We start from the raw sequence: 21737 nt of genomic DNA on the forward strand, positions 1-21737 counted from the left end.
GCACCCTGAGCATGGGGGCTCAGAATGCCAGAAAGCACCGATGGATTTATTGCTTCAGGCCAAATGAGATTGCCCTGGGCTTTGAGGGGTTGGGTGTAGCGGGGGAGGGTTTTCTATGGTATAAAGCCGCGCTGCTGCATGTTTTCATGTAGTAAAACTTTGTATTTTTACTAAATCGCACATATACCGGCACATGATCCGGGGTGCCCCATGTCTGCAAGTATCTTATAAACAGATGCTGCTGTTCAGGCATAGAGGGTCGGATTATGGGGTATATGGAGGCACAACCCCTTTAGGAGTTAATAGACATGGCACACGTTACCATGCGCGAGATGCTGAAAGCTGGCGTTCACTTTGGTCACCAGACTCGTTACTGGAACCCAAAGATGGGCAAGTTCATCTTCGGTGCTCGCAACAAGATTCATATCATCAACCTTGAGCACACTCTGCCTGCATTTAACAGTGCACTGGATTTCATCCAGAAGCTGGCTGAAGGTAAGAACAAGATCATGTTTGTTGGCACCAAGCGTGCTGCCAGCAAGCACATTCGTGAGCAAGCGCAACGCTGCAGCATGCCTTACGTTGATCACCGCTGGTTAGGCGGTATGCTGACTAACTACAAGACTATCCGTCAGTCTGTGCGTCGCCTGCGTGACTTGGAAGCTCAGCGTGAAGATGGAACTTTCGAAAAGCTGACCAAAAAAGAAGCTCTGATGCGTACCCGTCAGCTGGAAAAGCTGGATCGTTCTCTGGGTGGTATCAAAGATATGGGCGGTCTGCCTGACGCTCTGTTCGTGATCGACGTTGAACACGAAAAGATTGCTATTCAGGAAGCTAACAAGCTGGGCATCCCTGTTATCGGTATCGTGGATACCAACAGCAACCCAGATGGCGTTGACATGATTATTCCAGGTAACGATGACGCTATTCGCGCCATCCAGCTGTATCTGGAAAGCGCTGCTGATACTGTTCTGGAAGCACGTGCTTCCCAGCAGGTTGAGTTTGTTGAGGCACCTGCTGCTGAAGCAGAAGCGCCTGTTGTTGAAGCAGAAGCGCCTGTTGTTGAAGCGGAAGCTCCCGCTGCTGAAGCCCCTAAGGCTGATGAGTCTGGCGCTAAAGACGCCTGATTTGCATAGATCCCTGTGTGTCGTAAAGTAACGATATGTAGGGTATTTTTGCATTATAAAGAAAGGGGGCTTTGCCCCCTTTTTTCAAAAAATTTTATACGGGTTACGCAGGGCTGCGGAATCTGTTTTTTGACAGGTAAGAGGATACTGAGATGGCCGTTACAGCTACTCTGGTAAAAGAACTTCGCGACCGTACTGGTCTGGGCATGATGGAATGCAAGCGTGCCTTGGTTGCAACCGATGGCAACGTTGAAGTAGCCATTGAAGAGCTGCGTAAGTCCGGTCAGGCTAAGGCTGCTAAAAAAGCTGGTCGTACTGCTGCTGAAGGCGTGGTTGTTGCTCGCGCTCTGGCCAGTGGTGAAGCTTCCGTACTGGTTGAAATCAACTCTGAGACTGACTTCGCTGCTCGCGATGCAGGCTTCCTGGCTTTCGCTGATAGCGTGCTGGATAAAGTTGAAGCGGAAAACCTGACTGAGATTGACGCTCTGAAAGAAGCGATGGAATCCACTCGTCAGGCACTGGTTCAAAAGATCGGTGAGAATATTGGTATTCGTCGTGTTGCCAAGCTGGAAGGCAATGTGACTGGTGCTTACGTTCATGGTAACAAGCGTATTGCTGTGCTGGTTGCCCTGGAAGGCGGTAATGAAGAAGTTGCCAAAGATATCGCCATGCATGTTGCAGCTGTTAATCCTCAGGTGATTAACAAAGAAGATATGCCTGCTGAAGTTGTCGAGAAAGAAAAAGAAATCATTAAGGCGCAGCCTGATATGGCTGGCAAGCCAGACGCAATCGTTGAGAAGATGATTGGCGGTCGTATCAACAAGTTCCTGGCCGAGAACAGCTTGGTAGAACAGCCTTTTGTTAAGAATCCAGAAGTTAAAATTGGTCAACTGGCCAAAGATGCTGGCGCCAAAGTATTGAGCTTCGTTCGTTACGAAGTTGGCGAAGGTATCGAGAAAGAAGAAGTGGACTTCGCTGCTGAAGTTGCTGCTGCTGCCTCTGGTCAGTAAGAGTTCTCCTTAGAGAATCTTGCAGGCTTACCAACAGGGTGATGATGTAAATCATCACCCTGTTGTGTGTCTGGTGCTTTATTTTCGAGCATTTGACAGAGTCAAGGCTGTGGAATCTCTTTTTCGGAAAGGTCACAATAAGCGAGTTTGGTTTTGTGATTGTGTAGTTTTCTATAAGTCAGTCGATTGGGGATTTTATGAAGTTTCCAACCGACTGCCTGTATATTTTCCATCTGTTGTTACCAGGCCTCTTTGGCCAGTAATGAATAACCGCAGGAACTGATGATGCCCGCAACTGATCGCCAGCCCAAATATCACCGTATTCTTCTGAAGCTCAGTGGTGAAGCCCTGATGGGTGATGAGGATTTCGGCATTGATCCCAAAGTTTTGGATCGCATGGCTCTTGAAATAGGCCAGCTGGTTGGTATAGGTGTTCAGGTAGGTCTGGTTGTTGGTGGTGGCAACCTGTTCCGTGGGGCTGCTCTGCAGGAAGCCGGAATGGATCGGGTAACCGGTGACCATATGGGTATGCTGGCAACCGTTATGAATGCTCTGGCGCTGCGTGATTCCCTTGAGCGTTCCAATATTAATACTCGTGTGATGTCTGCTATTCCCATGAGTGGTGTCGTAGAGCATTATGACCGCCGACGAGCAGTGCGTTACCTCAACTCCGGTGATGTGGTTATCTTTTCTGCCGGAACTGGTAATCCGTTTTTTACTACGGATTCTGCAGCCTGTCTGCGGGGGATTGAGGTTGAGGTTGATGTTGTGATGAAAGCCACCAAGGTGGATGGCATTTACGACAGCGATCCAATTAAGAATCCTGATGCTGTCAAGTTCGACGAGTTGAGCTATGACGAAGTTCTGGATCGCAAGCTGGGGGTTATGGATCTAACGGCTATCTGTCTGGTTCGTGATCACCAGATGCCTGTTCGGGTTTTTAATATGAATAAACCTGGAGCGCTGCTGAACGTTGTGGTTGGTGGTGACGAAGGAACCCTGGTCACTCCGTAGGATATTTCAGGATGTGATTGGGCAGTCAATGATTTTTATGTGGCAGGGCGGTAGTGTCCTGTACGATTGCTTCGGGAGTGAACGATGATCAATGAAATCAAATCTGATGCCGAAATGCGCATGAGCAAAAGCATTGAAGCTCTGCATCATGCCTTTGCCAAAATTCGTACTGGTCGTGCGCATCCCAGCCTGTTGGAAGGCGTGAAGGTCAGTTATTACGGATCACCTACCCCGCTGAGCCAGGTTGCTAACATCGGTACAGAGGATGCTCGCACCCTGACTGTGCGTGTGTGGGAAAGCTCAATGGTTCCAGAAGTGGAAAAGGCCATTCTGAAATCAGACCTGGGACTGAATCCTTCTGCGGCTGGTGAGGTGATTCGTATTCCTCTGCCAATGCTGACAGAGGAAACCCGTAAAGGTTATACCCGTCAGGCGCGTCAGGAAGCGGAACAGACTCGTGTTTCGATTCGTAATGTCCGTCGTGATGCTATTGCCGACCTGAAAGAGTTGGAGAAAGAGAAAGAGATCAGTGAAGACGAAGAGCGTCGTGGTCAGGACGATGTTCAGAAGATTACCGATCGCTTTATTGCAGAGGTTGAAAAAGCTCTGGAAGCTAAAGAAAAAGATCTGATGGAAATCTGATTCGGCTTCACATTGGGTCAGTCGGTGCGGCGGTATCGGCTGGCGCCAGAGCCGGGTAAACGACTGGTTGTTTTACCCGGTATCGGCACATGTTAGTGACGTGTAGATAATATGACCCAAGCATCTGCTGGCGATAAGCCCGGCGACACGAAACAGGTTATTGGCGCTCGAGAAGGAAACGAAAGTTTTCCGGATGTGGTTCCGCGCCATGTGGCCATTATCATGGATGGCAATAACCGCTGGGCAAAGAAAAATGGGAAGCGAGGACTCAGTGGTCACCGTGCAGGTGTTGAAGCTGTACGACAGGTTGTTGAAGCCTGTGGTGAGTACGGTGTAGAAGTTCTGACCTTGTTTGCCTTCTCCAGTGAAAACTGGAATCGTCCACGGGATGAAGTCCGTGGCTTAATGGAATTGTTTCTTCACGCCCTCAAGCGAGAAGTGAAGCGTTTGCGACGCCATAACATTCGTTTGAAAGTGATTGGCGATATCAGTCAGTTCAGTTCTACTATCCAGAATCACATTCGTCAGGCTGAAATTCAGACGGCGGAAGACTACAAAGTGACTCTGGTTATTGCTGCAAGTTATGGCGGGCAATGGGATATTGTTGAGTCGGCTCGTAAGCTGGCGACTCAGGTTCAGCAGGGCACCCTTGCTCCTGATGATATTTCTCCCGAACTTATTGAAAAGAATCTCTCTACCGGTGAAATTCCTTCCCCGGACCTTCTTATCAGAACCAGTGGTGAACACCGCATCAGTAATTTCCTGTTGTGGCAGTGTGCTTACTCGGAGTTCTACTTCACAGATGTTCTCTGGCCTGATTTTACCCAGGATGAATTTCGCCGGGCTTTGCTGAGTTACAGTCAGCGTCAGCGCCGGTTCGGAAAAACCAGTGAACAGATAGACGCTGAGGCGGTGGTTTAACACGGAATTACTATGTTAAAACAAAGAATTATTACTGGGCTGGCACTCTTGCCCATTGCTCTGGGTGGCGTGTTTTTACTTCCCACGCAATGGTTTGCGATTTTTCTCGGTGCCGTTATTACTTTGGGAGCCTGGGAGTGGGCTAACCTTTCGGGCTTTTCTGCTCAGTGGCAGCGCATTCTTTATGCACTCTTAACCGGCTCGGCGCTGATTGGGTTTTACAGTATGCCAGCCAGTTTCCTTCTGGGGGCCGGGTTGGTGTGGTGGCTGACGGCGCTGATGTTAGTCATCAGTTACCCTGATTCCAGTTCTGCCTGGAAGCTGCGTGCCATTCGTCTGGTTATTGGCTGGGTGGTCTTGATTCCAGCTTGGCGGGGGCTTGTATTCCTGAAAGGGCAAGGGGTTCCAGAGTTTGAGCAGCAGGGCAACGCTTTGATTCTTTATGTGTTTGTTCTGGTGTGGGGTGCTGACGTTGGTGCCTACTTCTCTGGCAAAGCTTTTGGAAAAAGAAAGCTTGCTCCTCACCTGAGCCCAGGAAAAACCTGGGAAGGCGTTATGGGTGGTATGTTGTTGATTACACTGGTTGCCCTTGGGGTGAGCTGGTACCGTGAACTTGCAATGTTTCAGACTTTGGCACTGCTTGCAGTCACCTGGGCCGTTGGCTTGGTATCTGTGCTGGGCGACCTTCTCGAAAGTATGTTCAAGCGCGAACGTGGCATTAAGGACAGCAGTCAACTGTTGCCGGGTCATGGTGGCATCCTTGACCGTATAGACAGTCTTACAGCGGCTGTTCCAGTATTTTCCGTTTTCTGGCTGTTAGCCAACTAAGCAGCGCCACGGGCTGCAGGTTTTCTGCAGTTCGTGGCTCTGGTGCCTACCCTGTCTTCTTGTTTCACTTTTCCTGATTAAAAGAACTTTCAGACTGTCTGATATGAACAGCAGAGATTGTGTATTTGCCGAGCAGCAACAGAGCGTGGCTGCATTTAAGTTTGATGAGGCTGTTGCCCGGGTTTTTCCTGATATGATTCAGCGCTCGGTGCCGGGCTACAGCATGGTGGTTTCCATGATTGGCCTGATTGCCGGGCGCTACGCCCGCAAAGGTACACAGCTTTATGACCTGGGCAGTTCCCTGGGGGCTACTGCTGTAGCTATGCGTCATGGTATTGCTTGCGATGATTGTCGGATAGTCGCGGTTGATAACTCCGAAGCTATGACCAATCGTTGCGAGAAAATTATCCAGGATGATGATGGTACAACACCTGTTGAGGTGGTTTGTGGGGATGTCCGGGATATTACGGTTGAGAATGCATCCATGGCGGCTCTCAACTTCACCCTGCAATTTATTCCTGTTGAAGACCGGTTGCCGTTGCTGAAAAAAATCCGTGATGGGCTGAATCCTGGAGGCGTCCTGGTTCTCTCCGAAAAACTAGCCTTCCCTGATCAGCACCAGACTATCCTTGATACCCTGTATTACGACTACAAACGTGCCAATGGTTATTCGGAGCTGGAGATTAGCCAGAAGCGTACAGCGCTGGAAAATGTGCTGGTGCCGGAATCGCTATCTGATCATAAGGCGCGACTTCTGGAGGCTGGCTTCGCTCATGTGGTGCCCTGGTATCAAGGGTTTAATTTCTGTTCTCTGCTGGCTGTGCGTTAAACGGCTATGGGTGAAGGAAATAGTATGATTGCCGCTCTCTATGATGATCTGTTTCAAGCCATGCTTGGTACCCGCCTTGAGCCTTGGCTGGATACCTTGCGAGATCAACTTCACGAGGTTCTGGTGAATACGCCTCACGGTGATATGTTGCGTTGGCAGGCCTCTCTGGATGGCTTGCCAAAGTTGACTGCAGATCAAGTCAACTTGAATAGCAGTGCTATTACCGCTCGCTCTGATGAGGCGATTTCGGCAGATGTTAAAGAAACGCTGCATATTGCTCTGAAGGGATTATGTCCCTGGCGCAAAGGGCCATTCGATCTTTTTGGTGAATATATTGATACCGAATGGCGCTCTGACTGGAAGTGGGATCGTCTGCAGGAATTCATAGCGCCACTGGCTGGGCGACAGGTGTTGGATGTTGGTTGTGGCTCCGGTTATCACATGTGGCGCATGCTTGGTGATGGTGCTGAAAGAGTGATTGGTGTTGACCCTTCACGTTTGTTTTTGATGCAGTTTGAAGCTGTTAAGTGTTATGTCGGTCGTGAAAAATCAGTGCATTTGCTCCCGTTGAAGATGGAAGATATACCTCCAAAGTTGAAGGCTTTTGATACGGTGTTTTCTATGGGGGTGCTTTACCATCGTAAATCTCCTATTGAGCATTTGCAGGAGCTTCATGGTGCACTCCGTGCTGGTGGTGAGCTTGTTCTGGAAACACTGGTGATTGATGGTGTTTTGGGAGAAGCTCTGATGCCGGAAGATCGCTATGCCATGATGCGTAATGTCTGGTTCCTGCCAAGCCCGGATACTTTGTTGCTATGGTTGCGTCGTGCAGGGTTCCGTAATGCTCGGGTTGTGGATATAAATCGTACGACAACAGATGAACAGCGGCCAACGGAATGGATGGGCTTCAACTCTTTGAAAGATTTCCTTGATCCGGAAGACCCTCGTATAACTGTGGAGGGTCTTCCTGCACCTTTGCGGGCGGTAATCGTTGCTGAAGCCTGTTAATAACGTTTAATCAACAGGTTTCAGGCAAAGGTAATGGGTGTAGCGAGCCATGCTGCGGTATGGCTCCTGTCTGCCATAGATACTTTCTGCTTTTAGAATGTCTTCAAACGAGCTTCGTTTCAGGTCGTGGGGGCGCATGTTGTCGTAGATGCTGCGAATGCCAGTATGAGCCTTGATCTCCATGCCTTCGCTTTGTAGCCAGCGTTCAACATCCTCCGGGTTTTGTGGGTTATCTGGCGTGAGTGTTTTGCCGTTGCCTTTTAATCGGGCGCCAGGGTTGTTGGTATAAACAAAGTTTCCCATCATAAGGTGGCGCCAGATCAGTGCTCTCTTGTTATAAAACAGTACGGAAAGCCAGCCGCCGGGTTTGACTGTTTTTATGAGTGTTTTCAGCGTTTGCTCGGGATGTTCCAGCCATTCAATCACGGCATGAAATAGAATCAGGTCGCCGGGTTCATTAATCTGTTCCGAAAGACCCTGGATTGGCGTGTGGTGAATGGTCAGATCGGTTTTCGGGCTTAAATCCTGAAAGTTAATTTCTGCACGATTCAGCATCTCTCGGGAGATATCACAGAGTGTAACTTTGTGATCTGTCTCTTTTACAAGTTTTGCGCAAAATAAACCGGTGCCACCGCCGGCGTCTATTACATGCTTTAAATCACTGCCGGTGTCAGTAAGCCAAGGGATTCTTTTCTCAAGGTCTTCTCGTATTAAAGATGTACGAATACGGCCTTTGTCTGTGCCGTAAATCTGCCGTTCAAAGCGTTCTGCCAGGGTGTCAAAGTTTCTGTCTGCGGACACCTGTCAGCTCCTGTTAGTTGAAAAATGCACGTTGTTCATTCTACTTCGATCCTTGCATGGATTTCACAAAGTCGACATAAATACTACATAAACTGTCGGTAAGTTTATGAATTCCAAGAATAACAACACAGGTTCATAATAATGAAAGTGCTAATAAAAACAATATTCCTCCTCCCTTTGGTGTTGGTTGCTTCTATACAGGCAGAGACGTCTTCCTTTGATTGTCCGTGCCCACACAATATGGCGCACCGGGGAGCTTCTGGCCTGTTTCCTCAGGCAACGACGGTAGCTTTTGATGAGGCGCTGAGTCGTGGTGCAGATGTTTTGGAAATGGATGTGCAGATCACAGCAGATAATCAGTTGGTTGTTCACCATGATGAAACAACTGAGGCGACGGCAGGTTTAAAAAAGAAAGTGTCGGAAATGACCTTGTCTGAAGTGAAGCAGTTGGATGCCGGACAGGAGTTTACTCTGGATGGTGGGAGCAGTTATCCGTGGAGAAATGCTGGGCTGCGGTTTCTAACCCTCGAAGATGTTGTTAAGCGCTATCCTGGCCAGCGTTTGAATGTGGAGATGAAGCCAGATAACAAGCTGGTGGCACAACTGATGGCCAGTGAAATCGCACGATTGCAGATTGAAGATCGCATTGTTGTTGCCAGTAGTAACAGTACGCCCATGAAAGAGTTCCGTCAGCTGACCAGCGGGCAAATTCCAACCAGCGCTTATACCGGAGAAGTGGCCAGAGCTATGTTTGCATGGTTTTTTGGAGCAGGCGAAACGATCAAACCTGAATACAGGGCTATCCAGATGCCAATGAGTATTGCCTCAAGGCCTTTCGTGGAGTTCTTACAGAATAAAGGCGTAAAGGTTCATATCTGGACTGTGAATGAGCGCAAGGATATCGAGCGGATGCTGGATATCGGCGCTGACGGCATTATCGGTGACTATCCGTTGCTGACGGAGCAGATTCTGGTCGAAAAAGGCTTACGTTAATTTTTTGATGAGTGTCTCTGGGTTCTGCTATGCCTTTCAGGCTGGTGGAACCATCTCTATATAAAAGCTACTCTGCGTTAAAGGTGAGCCTTTATCGTCAATCCTGAATTTTGTTCCTGTATCCATTCTTTGAAAATAAAGGGTAAGATTTATTGGGACAGGGGCCAAGATTTTTCTAAATCCGGTTTGCCTGTTTCGCATTCTCTGTGCGAGCATTATAAATTAATGTTTATTTTGACTTGCTGATCGGTATAGAAGAGATTTTCTCTGCATGGATTCAATCCAGACAATTGTTGCTTTCATTATTACCTTGGGGCTACTCGTGAGTGTTCACGAGTATGGCCATTTTTGGGTTGCCCGCCGCTGTGGTATCAAAGTTATACGTTTCAGTGTTGGGTTTGGTCGGCCGCTGTTTCGCTGGCGCGATAAACTGAATACTGAATATGTCATCGCCATGATTCCTCTTGGTGGCTATGTGAAAATGCTTGATGAGCGGGAAGACCCTGTTCCTGAGCATGAACGGCATATGTCATTTAACAGCAAATCTGTCTGGTCGCGGATTGCTGTCGTCGCGGCTGGTCCGATAGCCAATTTCTTGCTGGCTATTGTCGCCCTCTGGATAATGTATATGGTTGGCGTGAGAGCTGTTATTCCAGTAGTTGGAAGTGTTCTGCCTGATTCTCCGGCAGATAAAGCAGGACTGATGGTAAACTCGGAAATTACCGCTGTGGATGGCAGAGCAACTAGCAGTTGGAATGATGTTAACATGGCTTTGCTGCAGTCTATCGGTGAAACTAAAACCATTTCTCTTGCCGTTCACCCGTTCTCCTCTCCAGCGTCTGTACCAGAAATGAAAGATATTTCTGTAAAAAACTGGTTGGTGGGTGACGAGCAACCAAGCCCGGTTCGAGGGTTAGGGATTGTGCCCTGGTCTCCAGATGTTCCTGCTGTTATTGGTCAAATCGTACCCGACCTTGCTGCTGAACGTGCCGGCTTGCAGAAAGGGGATAAAGTTATTGCCATGAATGGTGCTGCGGTTAACAACTGGGAAGATTGGGTTGGTGAGATTCGCAGTAGTATGGGAAAACCTCTTGAAGTTACAGTGGAAAGAAACGGTCAGCGTATTACTATTGATCTGATTCCCGGGGAAAAATCATTAGCCGATGGCACAAAAATTGGTTACATTGGTGCAGGATCAAGTCCTTTTACGTGGCCTGAAGATCACGTTCGGGAGATTCGCTTTGGTCCGGTTGCTGCACTGGGGGTAGCCGCCGAAGAAACAGCATCGTTATCCTTCTTGATGGTAGATTCGCTCCGCAAGATGATAACGGGATTGGTATCAGTCAGTAACCTGAGTGGACCAATCACCATTGCTCGTGCAGCCGGGGCTTCTATTAAATCAGGCTTTGAAAGCTTTCTTGGTTTTCTTGCCATGTTAAGTGTAAGCCTTGGTGTTATAAATTTGCTGCCGGTGCCGGTACTCGACGGTGGTCATCTTCTGTATCATTTTGTAGAACTGATCAGAGGGAAGCCTTTGTCGGAGAAGGCGCAGATGTTTGGTATGCGAATCGGACTGGCGCTGATACTCGGTGTTATGTTTGTTGCCATTTTTAACGACCTGAGTCGACTGTGACCCTTCCGGGGGATAAGAGACCATTATCTGGAAGAACGGATTCCATGAAGCGATTATTACTGCCACTCGTCGCCGGAAGCATGCTCGCCGGACAGGCTAGTGCTTTTGTAGTAAACGATATCCGTCTTGACGGCCTGCAGAGGGTGTCTGCGGGTACCGTATTTAATATTTTGCCTGTATCCATTGGTGACGATGTCGACAGTCAGTCTATTGCAGATTCTGCAAAGGCCCTGTTTCGAACGGGTTACTTTCAGGATATCCAGCTGGGCCGTGATGGCGATGTGCTGGTTGTCACCATGGTGGAAAGACCCTCGATCAGCAAGATCGAGATCGAAGGCAACAAGGCGATCAAATCAGAAGATCTTCTCAACGGACTGAAACAGTCCGGTCTGGCAGAAGGCGAAATTTTCCAGCAAGCGACGCTGGAAGCTATTCGGATGGAGCTGGAGCGGCAGTACGTCGCCCAGGGGCGCTATGGTGCCCGCATCGAAGCTGAAGTGAAGCCACTTCCCCGGAACCGGGTAGCCATTACCATCAAGGTGCGGGAAGGTAAGGTTTCAACTATCAATGATGTCAATATTGTTGGTGCCAGTGTTTTTGAAACGCAAGACCTTGTTGATTTGTTTGAGCTGAAAGCATCCAACTGGTTGTCCTGGTATTCCAGTGATGACAAGTACTCCCGGGAAAAACTTTCCGGTGATATTGAAAGGCTGCGTTCCTATTACCTTAACCGTGGTTATATCAACTTCAATATTGTTTCCACGCAGGTTTCCATTACCCCCGATAAAGAAGGTGTTTACATTACTGTAAACATTGATGAGGGGGAGAAGTATACGGTTAATGACGTAAAACTTGCTGGTGATCTTGCAGTAGAACGCAGCGAAGTAGAACCGTTGTTGCTGGTTAAGCCAGAACAAACCTTCTCCCGTCAGTTGATGACGACTACGGAGGAGCTGGTTACACGCAGATTGGGCAATGAAGGTTATACCTTTGCGAATGTTGCCGGTATTCCTACGCCGAATCACGAAAACAATACTGTAGATATCACCTTTTTTGTTGAGCCAGGCCGCAGAGCTTATGTGCGTCGTATTAACTTCAGCGGTAACCTGAAAACCGAAGATGAAGTGCTGCGTCGTGAAATGCGTCAGATGGAAGGTGCATCTGCGAATACCGCCAAGATAGATCAGTCCAAGGCGCGCCTTGGCCGGTTGGGCTACTTTAAGCAGGTTGATGTAGAAACCACGCCAGTGCCTGGTACTGGTGATCTGGTCGATGTGAACTACACAGTTGAAGAACAGCCTTCTGGCTCCATTACTGCCAGCCTTGGTTTCTCCCAGTCTGACGGATTGATCATTGGTGGTTCTGTCAGTCAGGATAATTTCCTGGGTTCTGGTAACCGGGTGTCCCTGTCTGCAAACACCAGTGATACTCGTAAGCTGTACAGCTTCTCCTTCAATGATCCGTACTTCACTGTCGATGGTGTGAGTCGTGGCTACAGCCTCTATTACAGTGAAACGAATTATGATGATGACGATGATGTCACTAACTACAACGTTGACACCATGGGTGCTGATGTAACGTTTGGTTATCCCATCTCTGAAATTACCAGTGTCCGGTTTGGTGCGGGTGTCGAAAATAACCAGCTGAAAGAAGGTTCTGACCCCGCTGTTGAGGTAACAGAATTCCTTAGACGGGAAGGTGATACCTTTAATAACTTTAAGGCAAACCTCGGCCTGTACCAGTCCACATTGAATAACGGTTTACTGCCTACCCGGGGTTGGTCACAAAGTGTCTCCGCTGATGTGACTGTGCCGGGCAGTGATCTAACATTCTATAAGCTGAATTACCGTGGTCAGTACTTTAGGCCTCTGACTAAGAGTCTGACTCTGCGCCTGGCTACTCGTCTGGGTTACGGTGGCGCCTACGGTAGCACCTCTGAACTGCCATTCTTTGAAAACTTCTATGGTGGTGGCTTCGGTTCTGTCAGGGGTTATAAAGACAACACGTTAGGTCCAAGAACCCGCCAGGCGGATGGGGAATATGATCCGATCGGTGGTAACGTGATTGTTGAAAGCTCGGTTGAAGTTTTGTTCCCGCTGCCCTTTATCAAAGATCAACGCCAGTTGAGAACGTCTGTGTTCTTTGACGTTGGTAACGTATTTGATACTGACTGCAGCGATACCAATACCACCAGCGCTCAGAATACTGTGAGAAACTGTTACAAGCCGTCTTTCACCGATATGCGTTACAGTGTTGGTGTTGGCTTAACATGGATTACGCCAATGGGGCCGTTGACCTTCAGTCTCGCGAAAGCTCTGAAGGAAGAGGGTGAGGATGAATCCCAAGTGTTCCAGTTCTCTCTGGGTACCCCATTCTAAATATCTGCTTCTATGTCTGAGTGTTGGAGTTAGTATTTGAAGGATGACATAACAGGGGTAAGGCGTTAGCCTTGCCCCTGTTGTTTATCAAAGTTACGTACAATAGATGCCCGGTCTGCAAAAGTCCGTGGCAATGGTAAAATGGAGTATCCATAGAGTGAATGCAGGAGTTAAAGGCTTGCGTAGTCTGAAATATATCGCAATGGCTGCTGTTCTGGCTGCCCCTCTGGCTCAAGCTGGTGGCATTGCAGTTGTGAATTCTCAAAAAGCCCTACTTGAATCCAGCCCGGCTAGAGCTTATGCCAAGGTTTCTGAGGAAAAATTCAGCACCCAGGTGAAAAACCTGCAGAAAGTGGAAGCTGAATACCGTGAAATGGCTTCCAAACTTGAGCGTGATGGCGCAACTATGAGCGAAGCTGAGCGTTCCAAGGTACAGCTGGAACTGCGTCGTAAGCAGGAAGATTTCCAGTATCAGGCTCGTTCCTTGCAACAGGAAAAAGCCCAGGCTGATCAAGCTGAACTGGATCGTATTCGTCCCAAGCTTGAACAGGCTATCTCTGCCGTTGCTGAAGCGGGTGGTTATGATGTGATTGTTGAAGAGGCCACTGTACGCTATTCCAAGCCTGGCCTGAATATCACCAGTAAGGTTATCGAAAAGCTGAACGGTCTGGCTAAGGCCAAGTAACAAAAGCGAATATTACAGAAGCGAATAGTGATGAAATCTGTAAAGCAGTACTCGCTGGCAGAGTTAGCCGAATTTTTACAGGTCGAGGTGAAGGGGGATGCCAGCTGTGTTGTCAGTGGTATCTCTACACTTCAGGACTCAGTCTCCGGCACCTTATCTTTTCTTGCTAACCCTGCCTACGAAAAGTATCTGGCAGGAACTAAGGCGGCGGCAGTGTTGTTGTCTCCCGAAATGGCGGAAGGTTTTGCCGGTAATGCCCTTGTTATGAAAAACCCTTACCTTGGCTTTGCAAAAGTCAGCCGTCTGTTTGAGCGGGGCGATGGTGAGCAGGTGGGTATTCACGCAACTGCATTTGTGGATCAAACAGCTGAAGTTGCTGAAACTGCCTGGATCGGCCCGGGTGCAGTGATTGAATCTGGCGTACGTGTAGAGGCAGGAGTGCGGGTTCTGGCTAATACTGTTGTTGGCAGTGACTGCATTATTGGTGAGGGTACGATTCTCAAGGCCAATGTTACCCTTTGTCACGGAGTTACCGTTGGCAAGAGAGTTATAATCCACAATGGTGCTGTGGTTGGTGCTGATGGTTTTGGCTTTGCCAACCAGAGCGGCAAATGGGTGAAAATTGCCCAGCTTGGCGGTGTAGTGATTGGTGATGATGTTGAGATCGGTGCCAATACGACAATTGATCGTGGAGCGTTGGATAACACCATTATTCACGATGGGGTAAAGCTGGATAACTTGATTCAGATTGCCCATAACGTAGAAATTGGTTGTAACACGGCCATCGCTGGTTGTACTGGAATCTCTGGCAGTACCAAGATTGGCAGCGGTTGTACTATCGCTGGTGGTGTGGGTATCGCTGGTCATTTGAGCATTGCTGATGGTGTGCATGTGGCCGGAATGGCGATGATTAGTAAGTCCATTACTGAGTCGGGTACAGTCTGGTCATCCGGTAGTGTAGGCACTATGCCGGTGAAGGATTGGCGACGGAGTACGGTGCGTTTTCGTCAGCTGGATGAAATGGCTAAGCGAATTCGTGCTCTTGAGAAGAAGGGCGAATGAGCTTTTCCTCGCCCTTCTGCTAAAACAAAGCCGGCTTAAGTCGGTTTTGTTTTATGTGAGGTATGGGGAAAGCCTGTGAGGGAGGGGGTTTTATGATCATGGGGATTGAGGAGATTCAGGAGCTGCTGCCCCAGCGTTACCCATTTTTGTTGGTCGATCGGGTGGTAGGTGTTGACCTGAAGAAGAACACCATTGACTGTTACAAGAATGTGACCGCCAATGAGAACTTTTTCAATGGCCATTTTCCCGGGCACCCCATTATGCCGGGTGTGCTTATTGTTGAGGCGATGGCGCAGGCAGCAGGGTTGCTGGGCTTTAAAATGGCGAACAAGCAGCCTGGTGATAATTCGGTTTACTACTTTGCTGCTGCGGATAAAGTGCGATTTAAAATGACTGTAGTTCCAGGGGATAGATTGCAATTAACGGCGGAATTTCTGGCAGAAAAAAGAGGGATATGGAAATTTTCCTGTCAGGCACTTGTTGATGGTAGAATAGCCAGTTCTGCTGTTATTACTTGTGCGAAAAAGGAAATCTGACCTTGATCGACTCCCGTGCCGTTATCCACCCATCCGCGCGGTTGGCCGATGATGTAGAGGTAGGACCGTTCACCACTATTGGCCCAGATGTAGAAATCGGGCCTGGTACGAAGATCCACTCCCATGTCGTCATCAAAGGGCCAACGACCATTGGCCGGAACAACACCATTTACCAGTTTTCGTCGGTAGGTGAAGATTGCCAGGATAAAAAATTCCATGGAGAATCCACTCGCCTTGAAATAGGTGACAATAATATTATTCGTGAAGGCTGTACTCTCCACCGCGGAACCGTACAGGACAACAGCCTGACCAAGATCGGCAGTAACAATCTGCTGATGGCTTATGTTCATGTGGCCCACGACTGCATAGTTGGCGATAACTGCATCCTTGCCAATAACACGGCTCTGGCTGGCCATGTTGTTGTTGATAGCAATGTTATTCTTGGTGGTTTCACAACAGTTCACCAATTCTGCAGAATCGGGCAGGGTAGTATGACTGCTGCTCAGACCGGCCTTTTCAAAGATCTTCCTGCCTACATTATGGCCAGTGGTAATCCAGCCGCGCCTCACGGTATGAACTTTGAAGGTATGCGTCGCCGGGGTTGGAGTGATGAAACGATTCGTACTCTGCGCCATGCTTACAAGGCTATTTACCGTCAAAACCTGAAGCTGAGTCAGGCGCTGGAAGTTCTGCAGGGTATGGTTGATAAGGCACCTGAAATTAAAATTTTGGTTGATAGCCTGGAATCATCCACTCGTGGAATTGTGCGTTAATTTTTGTACTTAAAGTTCCTATCAGAAGCTTTTATGCCGAAAGACCGTATGCCTGACACGCCTTCAAATATGGCTGCGCCCCGAATATTTGCTATTGTTGCCGGAGAGGCCTCCGGCGATATTCTTGGTGCGGGATTGATTAAGGCGCTGAAGCAGCGCTGCCCCGATGCTCGGTTTGTTGGCATTGGAGGCCCTCTGATGATGGCTGAGGGTTTTGAAAGCCTTTTTCCGATGGATCGACTGTCGGTTATGGGGCTGGTAGAAGTACTTGGTCGTTTGAAGGAGTTATTGGGTATTCGCAAAAACCTTCGGGAAAACTTTATCGCCATTCCTCCAGCGGTGTTTATTGGCATAGATGCTCCCGATTTTAACCTGCCCCTTGAGCGCAAGCTTCGTGATGCCGGTATTGCCACTGTTCATTATGTGAGCCCCTCTATCTGGGCCTGGCGCCAGAAACGGGTTTTGAAAATCCGTGAAGCCGTTGATCATATGTTGTGCCTGCTGCCTTTCGAGGCAGAGGTGTATGAGAAATATAGTGTTCCGGCGACTTTTATCGGGCATCCGTTGGCGGATCAGATTCCGCTGGAAGAAGACGATGTTGAAGCCCGTAAAGTTCTAGGCTATGGCTCTGATGAAATCCTTGTTGGGGTTTTGCCTGGCAGCCGCTCTGGTGAGGTGAAAAGGCTTGCGCCATTGTTTCTGGAAGCTATCAAGGTAATGCTGTCTTCCCGTCCGGAGCTGAGGTTTGTGATTCCTTGTGCGAATAAACAGCGCCGGTTGCAAATTGAAGGTTTTCTGGAAGAACAAGGAATTGAGCTTCCCGTTCAGCTTGTGGATGGCAAATCCCATGAAGTGATGTCGGCAGCCAATGTTCTGCTAATGGCGTCAGGGACGGCCGCTCTTGAGGGATTGCTGCATAAAAAACCGATGGTTATCAGCTACCGGGTAAACGCACTGACTTTTGCCATTATGAAGCGGCTGGTAACTGTTGAACATGTCTCTCTGCCTAACCTGTTGGCTGAACGGGAAATTATTCCTGAATTGTTGCAGGATGATGCCACTCCGGAATCTCTCGCAAAAGCAACGTTGCAGTGGATTGAAGATAAAGAGAAGAGTTGCAACCTGGTTGCAGAGTATCACCGTATTCACAATATGCTGAAGCAGGATGCCAGCAGTCGTGCGGCTGATGCTGTTATAGGCGTTATCGATAAATTCTCTTCTTCTGCTCAGAAAGTTAACGGGTCGGAGGCAACTGTGCATGAGTGAATGGGTTCAGACTGGGCTTGAGTTTTGTAAGGATTCTGGGCCGGAAGACATTATCGCAGGGGTTGATGAGGTGGGTCGTGGCCCGCTTTGTGGGGCTGTGGTCACTGCAGCTGTAGTACTAGATCCTGAACGCCCGATTGCTGGATTGAATGATTCAAAAAAGCTCAGCGAAAAAAAGCGTGATGTACTGTTTGATGAGATCAGGGAGAAGGCCATTTCCTGGTCTGTAGGACGTTGCGAGGTTGAAGAGATCGATCGGCTGAATATTCTGCAGGCCACTATGGTTGCCATGCAGCGTGCGGTGGCCGGACTTTCTGTTAAACCTACTCTGGTTTTGGTTGATGGTAACCGTACCCCTGAATTTGGCTGCCCAGCCCGTGCCGAGGTGAAAGGTGATGGTCGTATAGCAGAAATTTCTGCTGCATCTATTATCGCCAAGGTGGTACGAGACCGGGAAATGATTGAGCTGGATAGGAAGTACCCTGGCTATGGCATTGCAGGTCATAAAGGTTATCCTACCAAAGCGCATATGGAAGCGCTGAAAGCACTCGGTGTTACGCCTATCCACCGTCGCTCTTTCAAACCTGTGCGTGAGTGTCTGGAGTCATAATCCAGGCACGATTTAGGTTTCCTCCTATTCTCCATCATCTCCCATACGCAAAAACAGTCTCTGCTGGTATGATTATCTGATTATCTGTTAATCATCTCGAGACCTCAATGTCAGCCCACCCTTCCCAGTTTGTTCACCTGCGTGTTCACAGTGAATTTTCACTGATCGACAGTCTTGTGCGCATAAAGCCTCTGATTAAAACCGTGGCCGATATGGGAATGCCTGCCATAGCCATGACTGATCAGGCCAATATGTGCTCTCTGGTCCGCTTCTATCAGGGGGCCCAAGGGAGTGGTATTAAACCGCTTTGTGGCTGTGATGTCTGGGTTGAAAATGTTGTTCCAGAAGAGCCGCCCACTCAGTTGGTTCTTCTGTGCATGAATACTGAGGGCTATAAAAATCTGTTGGAGTTGGTCTCTGAAGGTTTCCAAAAAAACCAGCATCAGGGTAAGTCAATTCTCAAACGTGAGTGGATTCTTGAGCGCAATCAGGGTCTGATCGCGCTGTCTGGAGGGCGTCGTGGAGAGATTGGCCAGGCTTTGCTTGGTAGTCATCCTGAGCAGGCTAATGACTTAATGGAGCAATGGTTACAGGCGTTTGGTGACCGCTTCTATCTTGAGCTTCAGCGAACTGAGCGTTCGGGTGAAGAAGAATATCTGCATGCCGCTGTTGACTTGGCAATCCGTATGGATGTGCCGGTGGTGGCTACCAATGATGTTATGTTCCTGTCTCAGAGTGACTTTGAAGCTCATGAGGCTCGGGTCTGTATTGGTGAGAGTCGCGCGTTGGACGACCCGCGCCGTCCGAAGAGTTATTCTGATCAGCAGTATCTGAAAACCCCTGATGAAATGTGCGAACTGTTTTCAGATATACCTGAAGCGGTTGCCAATACTGTAGAAATTGCCCGCCGGTGCAGTGCTGATGTGCCACTTGGCACTTACTATCTGCCAGACTTTCCTATTCCTGAAGGGAAGACTATGGAGCAGTACTTTCGAGACTTTTCTGCAGAAGGTCTGGAAGAGCGGCTTAAGTTTATTCTTGACCCTGATGCGGAAGATTATGAGGAGCGACGTAAGCTTTATTACGACCGTCTGAATTTTGAGCTGGATATTATTCTGCAGATGGGATTCCCTGGTTATTTTTTGATCGTAATGGACTTTATTCAGTGGGGTAAGGATAACGGTGTTCCGGTAGGGCCAGGGCGTGGTTCTGGTGCTGGATCTCTTGTTGCTTACGCTCAGAAGATAACCGACCTCGACCCTTTGCAATATGATCTTCTGTTCGAGCGATTCCTGAATCCAGAACGTGTATCCATGCCTGACTTTGACGTCGACTTTTGCATGGATGGCCGAGATCGGGTTATCGACTATGTGGCTGAAACTTATGGTCGTAATGCGGTTTCCCAGATTATTACCTTCGGTACTATGGCGGCCAAAGGTGTTGTAAAAGACGTTGCCCGTGTACAGGGCAAGTCTTATGGCATGGCCGACAAGCTCTCCAAATTAATTCCTTTTGAGGTGGGCATGACCCTCAACAAGGCTTTTGAACAGGAAGAAAGCCTGCGGGAGTTTCTTGAAAATGATGAGGATGCCCGGGAAGTCTGGGACATGGCCCTTAAGCTGGAAGGTATTACCCGAAACGTTGGTAAGCATGCTGGTGGTGTAGTTATCGCCCCGACTAAGCTGACCGATTTTGCGCCACTGTATTGTGATGAAAACGGTCAGGGGCTGGTTACCCAATATGATAAAAACGATGTAGAAACTGCGGGCCTGGTTAAGTTTGACTTCCTTGGCCTGCGAACCCTCACAATCATTGACTGGGCTCTGAAAATGATAAACCCCCGTCTTGCGCGTGAGGGGAAAGAGCCGATCGATATTATGCAGATCGATTTGGAAGACCCGGTTTCTTATGACCTGTTAAAGGCAGCAGAAACAACAGCGGTTTTCCAGTTGGAATCCCGGGGCATGAAGGACTTGATTAAACGCCTTCAACCTGATTGCTTTGAAGATATTATCGCCCTTGTAGCCTTGTTCCGCCCGGGACCATTGCAATCCGGCATGGTGGACAACTTCATTAATCGTAAGCATGGACGGGAAAAGATTTCCTATCCCGATGTGCAGTGGCAGCATGAGTGGCTGCAACCGATTCTTGAGCCTACCTACGGCATTATCCTGTATCAGGAGCAGGTTATGCAGATTGCCCAGGTTTTGGCTGGTTATACGCTGGGTGGGGCAGATATGTTGCGCCGGGCTATGGGTAAGAAAAAGCCTGAAGAGATGGCCAAGCAGCGGGCCGGATTCGAAGCAGGTGCTGTTGCACAGGGGATAGATGGCGAACTGGCCATGAAGATCTTTGACCTTGTGGAAAAGTTTGCCGGTTATGGTTTCAACAAATCTCACTCTGCCGCCTATGCCTTGGTTTCTTATCAAACTCTTTGGCTGAAAAAACACTTCCCGGCTGAGTTTATGGCGGCGGTTATGTCGTCGGATATGCAGAACACTGATAAGGTAGTGACCTTTATCGAAGAGTGTCGGAATATGAAGCTGGAGGTTCTGCCTCCGGATGTTAACAGCGGTGATTATCTCTTCGATGTGAATCGTGACGGTCATATCGTTTATGGGCTTGGAGCCATCAAAGGTGTTGGTGAAGGCCCGATTGAGGCGATTGTTGCAGCTCGAAAAGAAGGCGGTAAATTTAAAGATCTGTTTGATTTCTGCCAGCGCATAGACAGTAAGAAGGTTAATAAGCGTTGCCTTGAAGCTTTGATACGTTCAGGAGCTTTTGACAATCTTGGCCCCTCCCCAGAGCTTAAGAACCTGAATATAAACCGGGCGATTCTCGACTCTTCCATGGAGGAGGCCGTCAAAGCTGCAGATCAGTCAGCTCGCAGTGCGGCAGGTGGTCTTGGCGATTTGTTTGGTGGTCTGGCTCCCTCTGAAGATGAAAATGCCTATGACAAATATATGGGCGCTCGCGAATGGCCAGATAAAGAACGCCTTCGCGGTGAGAAGGATACCCTTGGCCTTTATTTGACCGGGCATCCTATTGATGAGTATGAAAAAGAGATTCGTCACTTTGTTCGTAACCGGGTCTGTGACCTTCAGCCAGCCCGGGACAACATCAATATTGCTGGTTTGATTGTCAATATGCGGGTTATGAAAAACAAGCGTGGCGATAAGATGGGTTTTCTGACTCTGGATGATCGCAGTGGCCGAATTGAAGTGTCCGTGTTCTCTGATACTTTTGCCAAGCATCAACACTTGCTGGTGAAGGATACTCTGGTGGTTGTGGAGGGAGAGGTCAGCTTTGATGATTACTCCGGTTCTATTAAAGCCAATGCTCGTAAGGTAATGAGCCTGGTTGAAGCTCGCAGCCAGTATGTGAAAGAGTTGGAAGTGGGTATGGATGAAGCCGACTGCTCTGGCAACTTTACCGCTTCACTGCAGAAACTTCTGTCGGATCATGCTGGCAGCACACCCGTGGTTATCCAGTTTGAAAAAGATGATGCCAAAGGCCGGATTCAATTGGGAGATGATTGGGGAATAAGCCCGGGAGATGAACTGGTACAGTTGCTTCGGGATCGTTATGGAAAAGAGCGGGTCAAGGTGCTGTATTCCTGAC

Annotated in this window: 18 protein-coding genes and 1 pseudogene; 18 read left to right on the forward strand and 1 reads right to left on the reverse strand. The window is 48.7% G+C overall.

Translation table 11 applies throughout. The annotated features are described in order from the left end of the window. Positions 1-308: 308 nt before the first annotated feature. The 8 genes and pseudogenes from rpsB to cmoB form a co-directional block, all read left to right on the forward strand. Positions 309-974 (forward strand): annotated as a pseudogene (gene rpsB, locus QMA35_RS14715) (30S ribosomal protein S2); the annotation flags it as partial. 305 nt (positions 975-1279) lie between these two features. Next, positions 1280-2137, forward strand: coding sequence for a translation elongation factor Ts (gene tsf / locus QMA35_RS14720; protein WP_281647914.1), 858 nt, complete (start codon positions 1280-1282; stop codon positions 2135-2137). 285 nt (positions 2138-2422) lie between these two features. Next, positions 2423-3151: a UMP kinase gene (pyrH, locus tag QMA35_RS14725; RefSeq protein WP_281647941.1), complete on the forward strand. Its 729-nt coding sequence runs from the start codon at positions 2423-2425 to the stop codon at positions 3149-3151. A gap of 84 nt (positions 3152-3235) precedes the next feature. Further along, positions 3236-3793, forward strand: coding sequence for a ribosome recycling factor (gene frr / locus QMA35_RS14730; protein WP_281647915.1), 558 nt, complete (start codon positions 3236-3238; stop codon positions 3791-3793). Positions 3794-3904: 111 nt separating this feature from the next. Then, complete coding sequence (gene uppS / locus QMA35_RS14735) at positions 3905-4714, forward strand: polyprenyl diphosphate synthase (protein ID WP_281647916.1); 810 nt, start codon at positions 3905-3907, stop codon at positions 4712-4714. Positions 4715-4726: 12 nt separating this feature from the next. Continuing rightward, positions 4727-5542, forward strand: a complete 816-nt coding sequence (locus QMA35_RS14740; RefSeq protein ID WP_281647917.1) for a phosphatidate cytidylyltransferase — start codon at positions 4727-4729, stop codon at positions 5540-5542. A 103-nt stretch (positions 5543-5645) separates the two neighbouring features. Continuing rightward, complete coding sequence (cmoA, locus tag QMA35_RS14745) at positions 5646-6371, forward strand: carboxy-S-adenosyl-L-methionine synthase CmoA (RefSeq protein WP_281647918.1); 726 nt, start codon at positions 5646-5648, stop codon at positions 6369-6371. 24 nt (positions 6372-6395) lie between these two features. Then, on the forward strand, positions 6396-7379 hold the full coding sequence (gene cmoB / locus QMA35_RS14750; RefSeq protein WP_281647919.1) for a tRNA 5-methoxyuridine(34)/uridine 5-oxyacetic acid(34) synthase CmoB: 984 nt from the start codon (positions 6396-6398) through the stop codon (positions 7377-7379). A gap of 6 nt (positions 7380-7385) precedes the next feature. Here the strand turns inward: cmoB and QMA35_RS14755 are convergent, their stop codons facing one another. Continuing rightward, positions 7386-8180 (reverse strand): methyltransferase, encoded by a 795-nt coding sequence (locus tag QMA35_RS14755; protein ID WP_281647920.1) that lies wholly within the window; start codon positions 8178-8180, stop codon positions 7386-7388. Between the two features lie 141 nt (positions 8181-8321). Between QMA35_RS14755 and QMA35_RS14760 the strand changes: the two genes are divergently transcribed. From QMA35_RS14760 to dnaE, 10 genes are all read left to right on the forward strand, one after another. After that, positions 8322-9173 carry a glycerophosphodiester phosphodiesterase gene (locus QMA35_RS14760; protein WP_281647921.1) on the forward strand — a complete coding sequence of 284 codons (852 nt, stop codon included), beginning with the start codon at positions 8322-8324 and terminating at the stop codon, positions 9171-9173. A 271-nt stretch (positions 9174-9444) separates the two neighbouring features. Then, positions 9445-10806 (forward strand): sigma E protease regulator RseP, encoded by a 1362-nt coding sequence (rseP, locus tag QMA35_RS14765; protein WP_281647922.1) that lies wholly within the window; start codon positions 9445-9447, stop codon positions 10804-10806. A gap of 44 nt (positions 10807-10850) precedes the next feature. Next, positions 10851-13184, forward strand: a complete 2334-nt coding sequence (bamA, locus tag QMA35_RS14770) for an outer membrane protein assembly factor BamA (protein WP_281647923.1) — start codon at positions 10851-10853, stop codon at positions 13182-13184. Between the two features lie 157 nt (positions 13185-13341). Further along, entirely contained in the window at positions 13342-13869 is a 528-nt protein-coding gene (locus tag QMA35_RS14775) for an OmpH family outer membrane protein (protein ID WP_281647924.1), read from the forward strand. Between the two features lie 30 nt (positions 13870-13899). Continuing rightward, positions 13900-14931, forward strand: coding sequence for a UDP-3-O-(3-hydroxymyristoyl)glucosamine N-acyltransferase (gene lpxD / locus QMA35_RS14780; RefSeq protein ID WP_281647942.1), 1032 nt, complete (start codon positions 13900-13902; stop codon positions 14929-14931). Between the two features lie 95 nt (positions 14932-15026). Continuing rightward, positions 15027-15467, forward strand: a complete 441-nt coding sequence (gene fabZ / locus QMA35_RS14785) for a 3-hydroxyacyl-ACP dehydratase FabZ (RefSeq protein WP_281647943.1) — start codon at positions 15027-15029, stop codon at positions 15465-15467. 2 nt (positions 15468-15469) lie between these two features. Further along, complete coding sequence (gene lpxA, locus QMA35_RS14790) at positions 15470-16240, forward strand: acyl-ACP--UDP-N-acetylglucosamine O-acyltransferase (protein ID WP_348650948.1); 771 nt, start codon at positions 15470-15472, stop codon at positions 16238-16240. Between the two features lie 69 nt (positions 16241-16309). After that, positions 16310-17506, forward strand: coding sequence for a lipid-A-disaccharide synthase (gene lpxB / locus QMA35_RS14795; protein WP_348650949.1), 1197 nt, complete (start codon positions 16310-16312; stop codon positions 17504-17506). Continuing rightward, the gene (gene rnhB / locus QMA35_RS14800) at positions 17499-18116 is read left to right on the forward strand and encodes a ribonuclease HII (RefSeq protein ID WP_281647926.1); all 618 of its coding nucleotides are present in this window, start codon (positions 17499-17501) and stop codon (positions 18114-18116) included. Before lpxB ends, rnhB begins: the two co-directional genes overlap by 8 nt. A gap of 107 nt (positions 18117-18223) precedes the next feature. Continuing rightward, complete coding sequence (dnaE, locus tag QMA35_RS14805) at positions 18224-21736, forward strand: DNA polymerase III subunit alpha (RefSeq protein WP_281647927.1); 3513 nt, start codon at positions 18224-18226, stop codon at positions 21734-21736. The last annotated feature ends 1 nt before the right edge of the window (position 21737 follow it).

Origin of the sequence: Parendozoicomonas sp. Alg238-R29, assembly GCF_947331445.1 — a bacterium.
Classification (GTDB): domain Bacteria; phylum Pseudomonadota; class Gammaproteobacteria; order Pseudomonadales; family Endozoicomonadaceae; genus Sansalvadorimonas.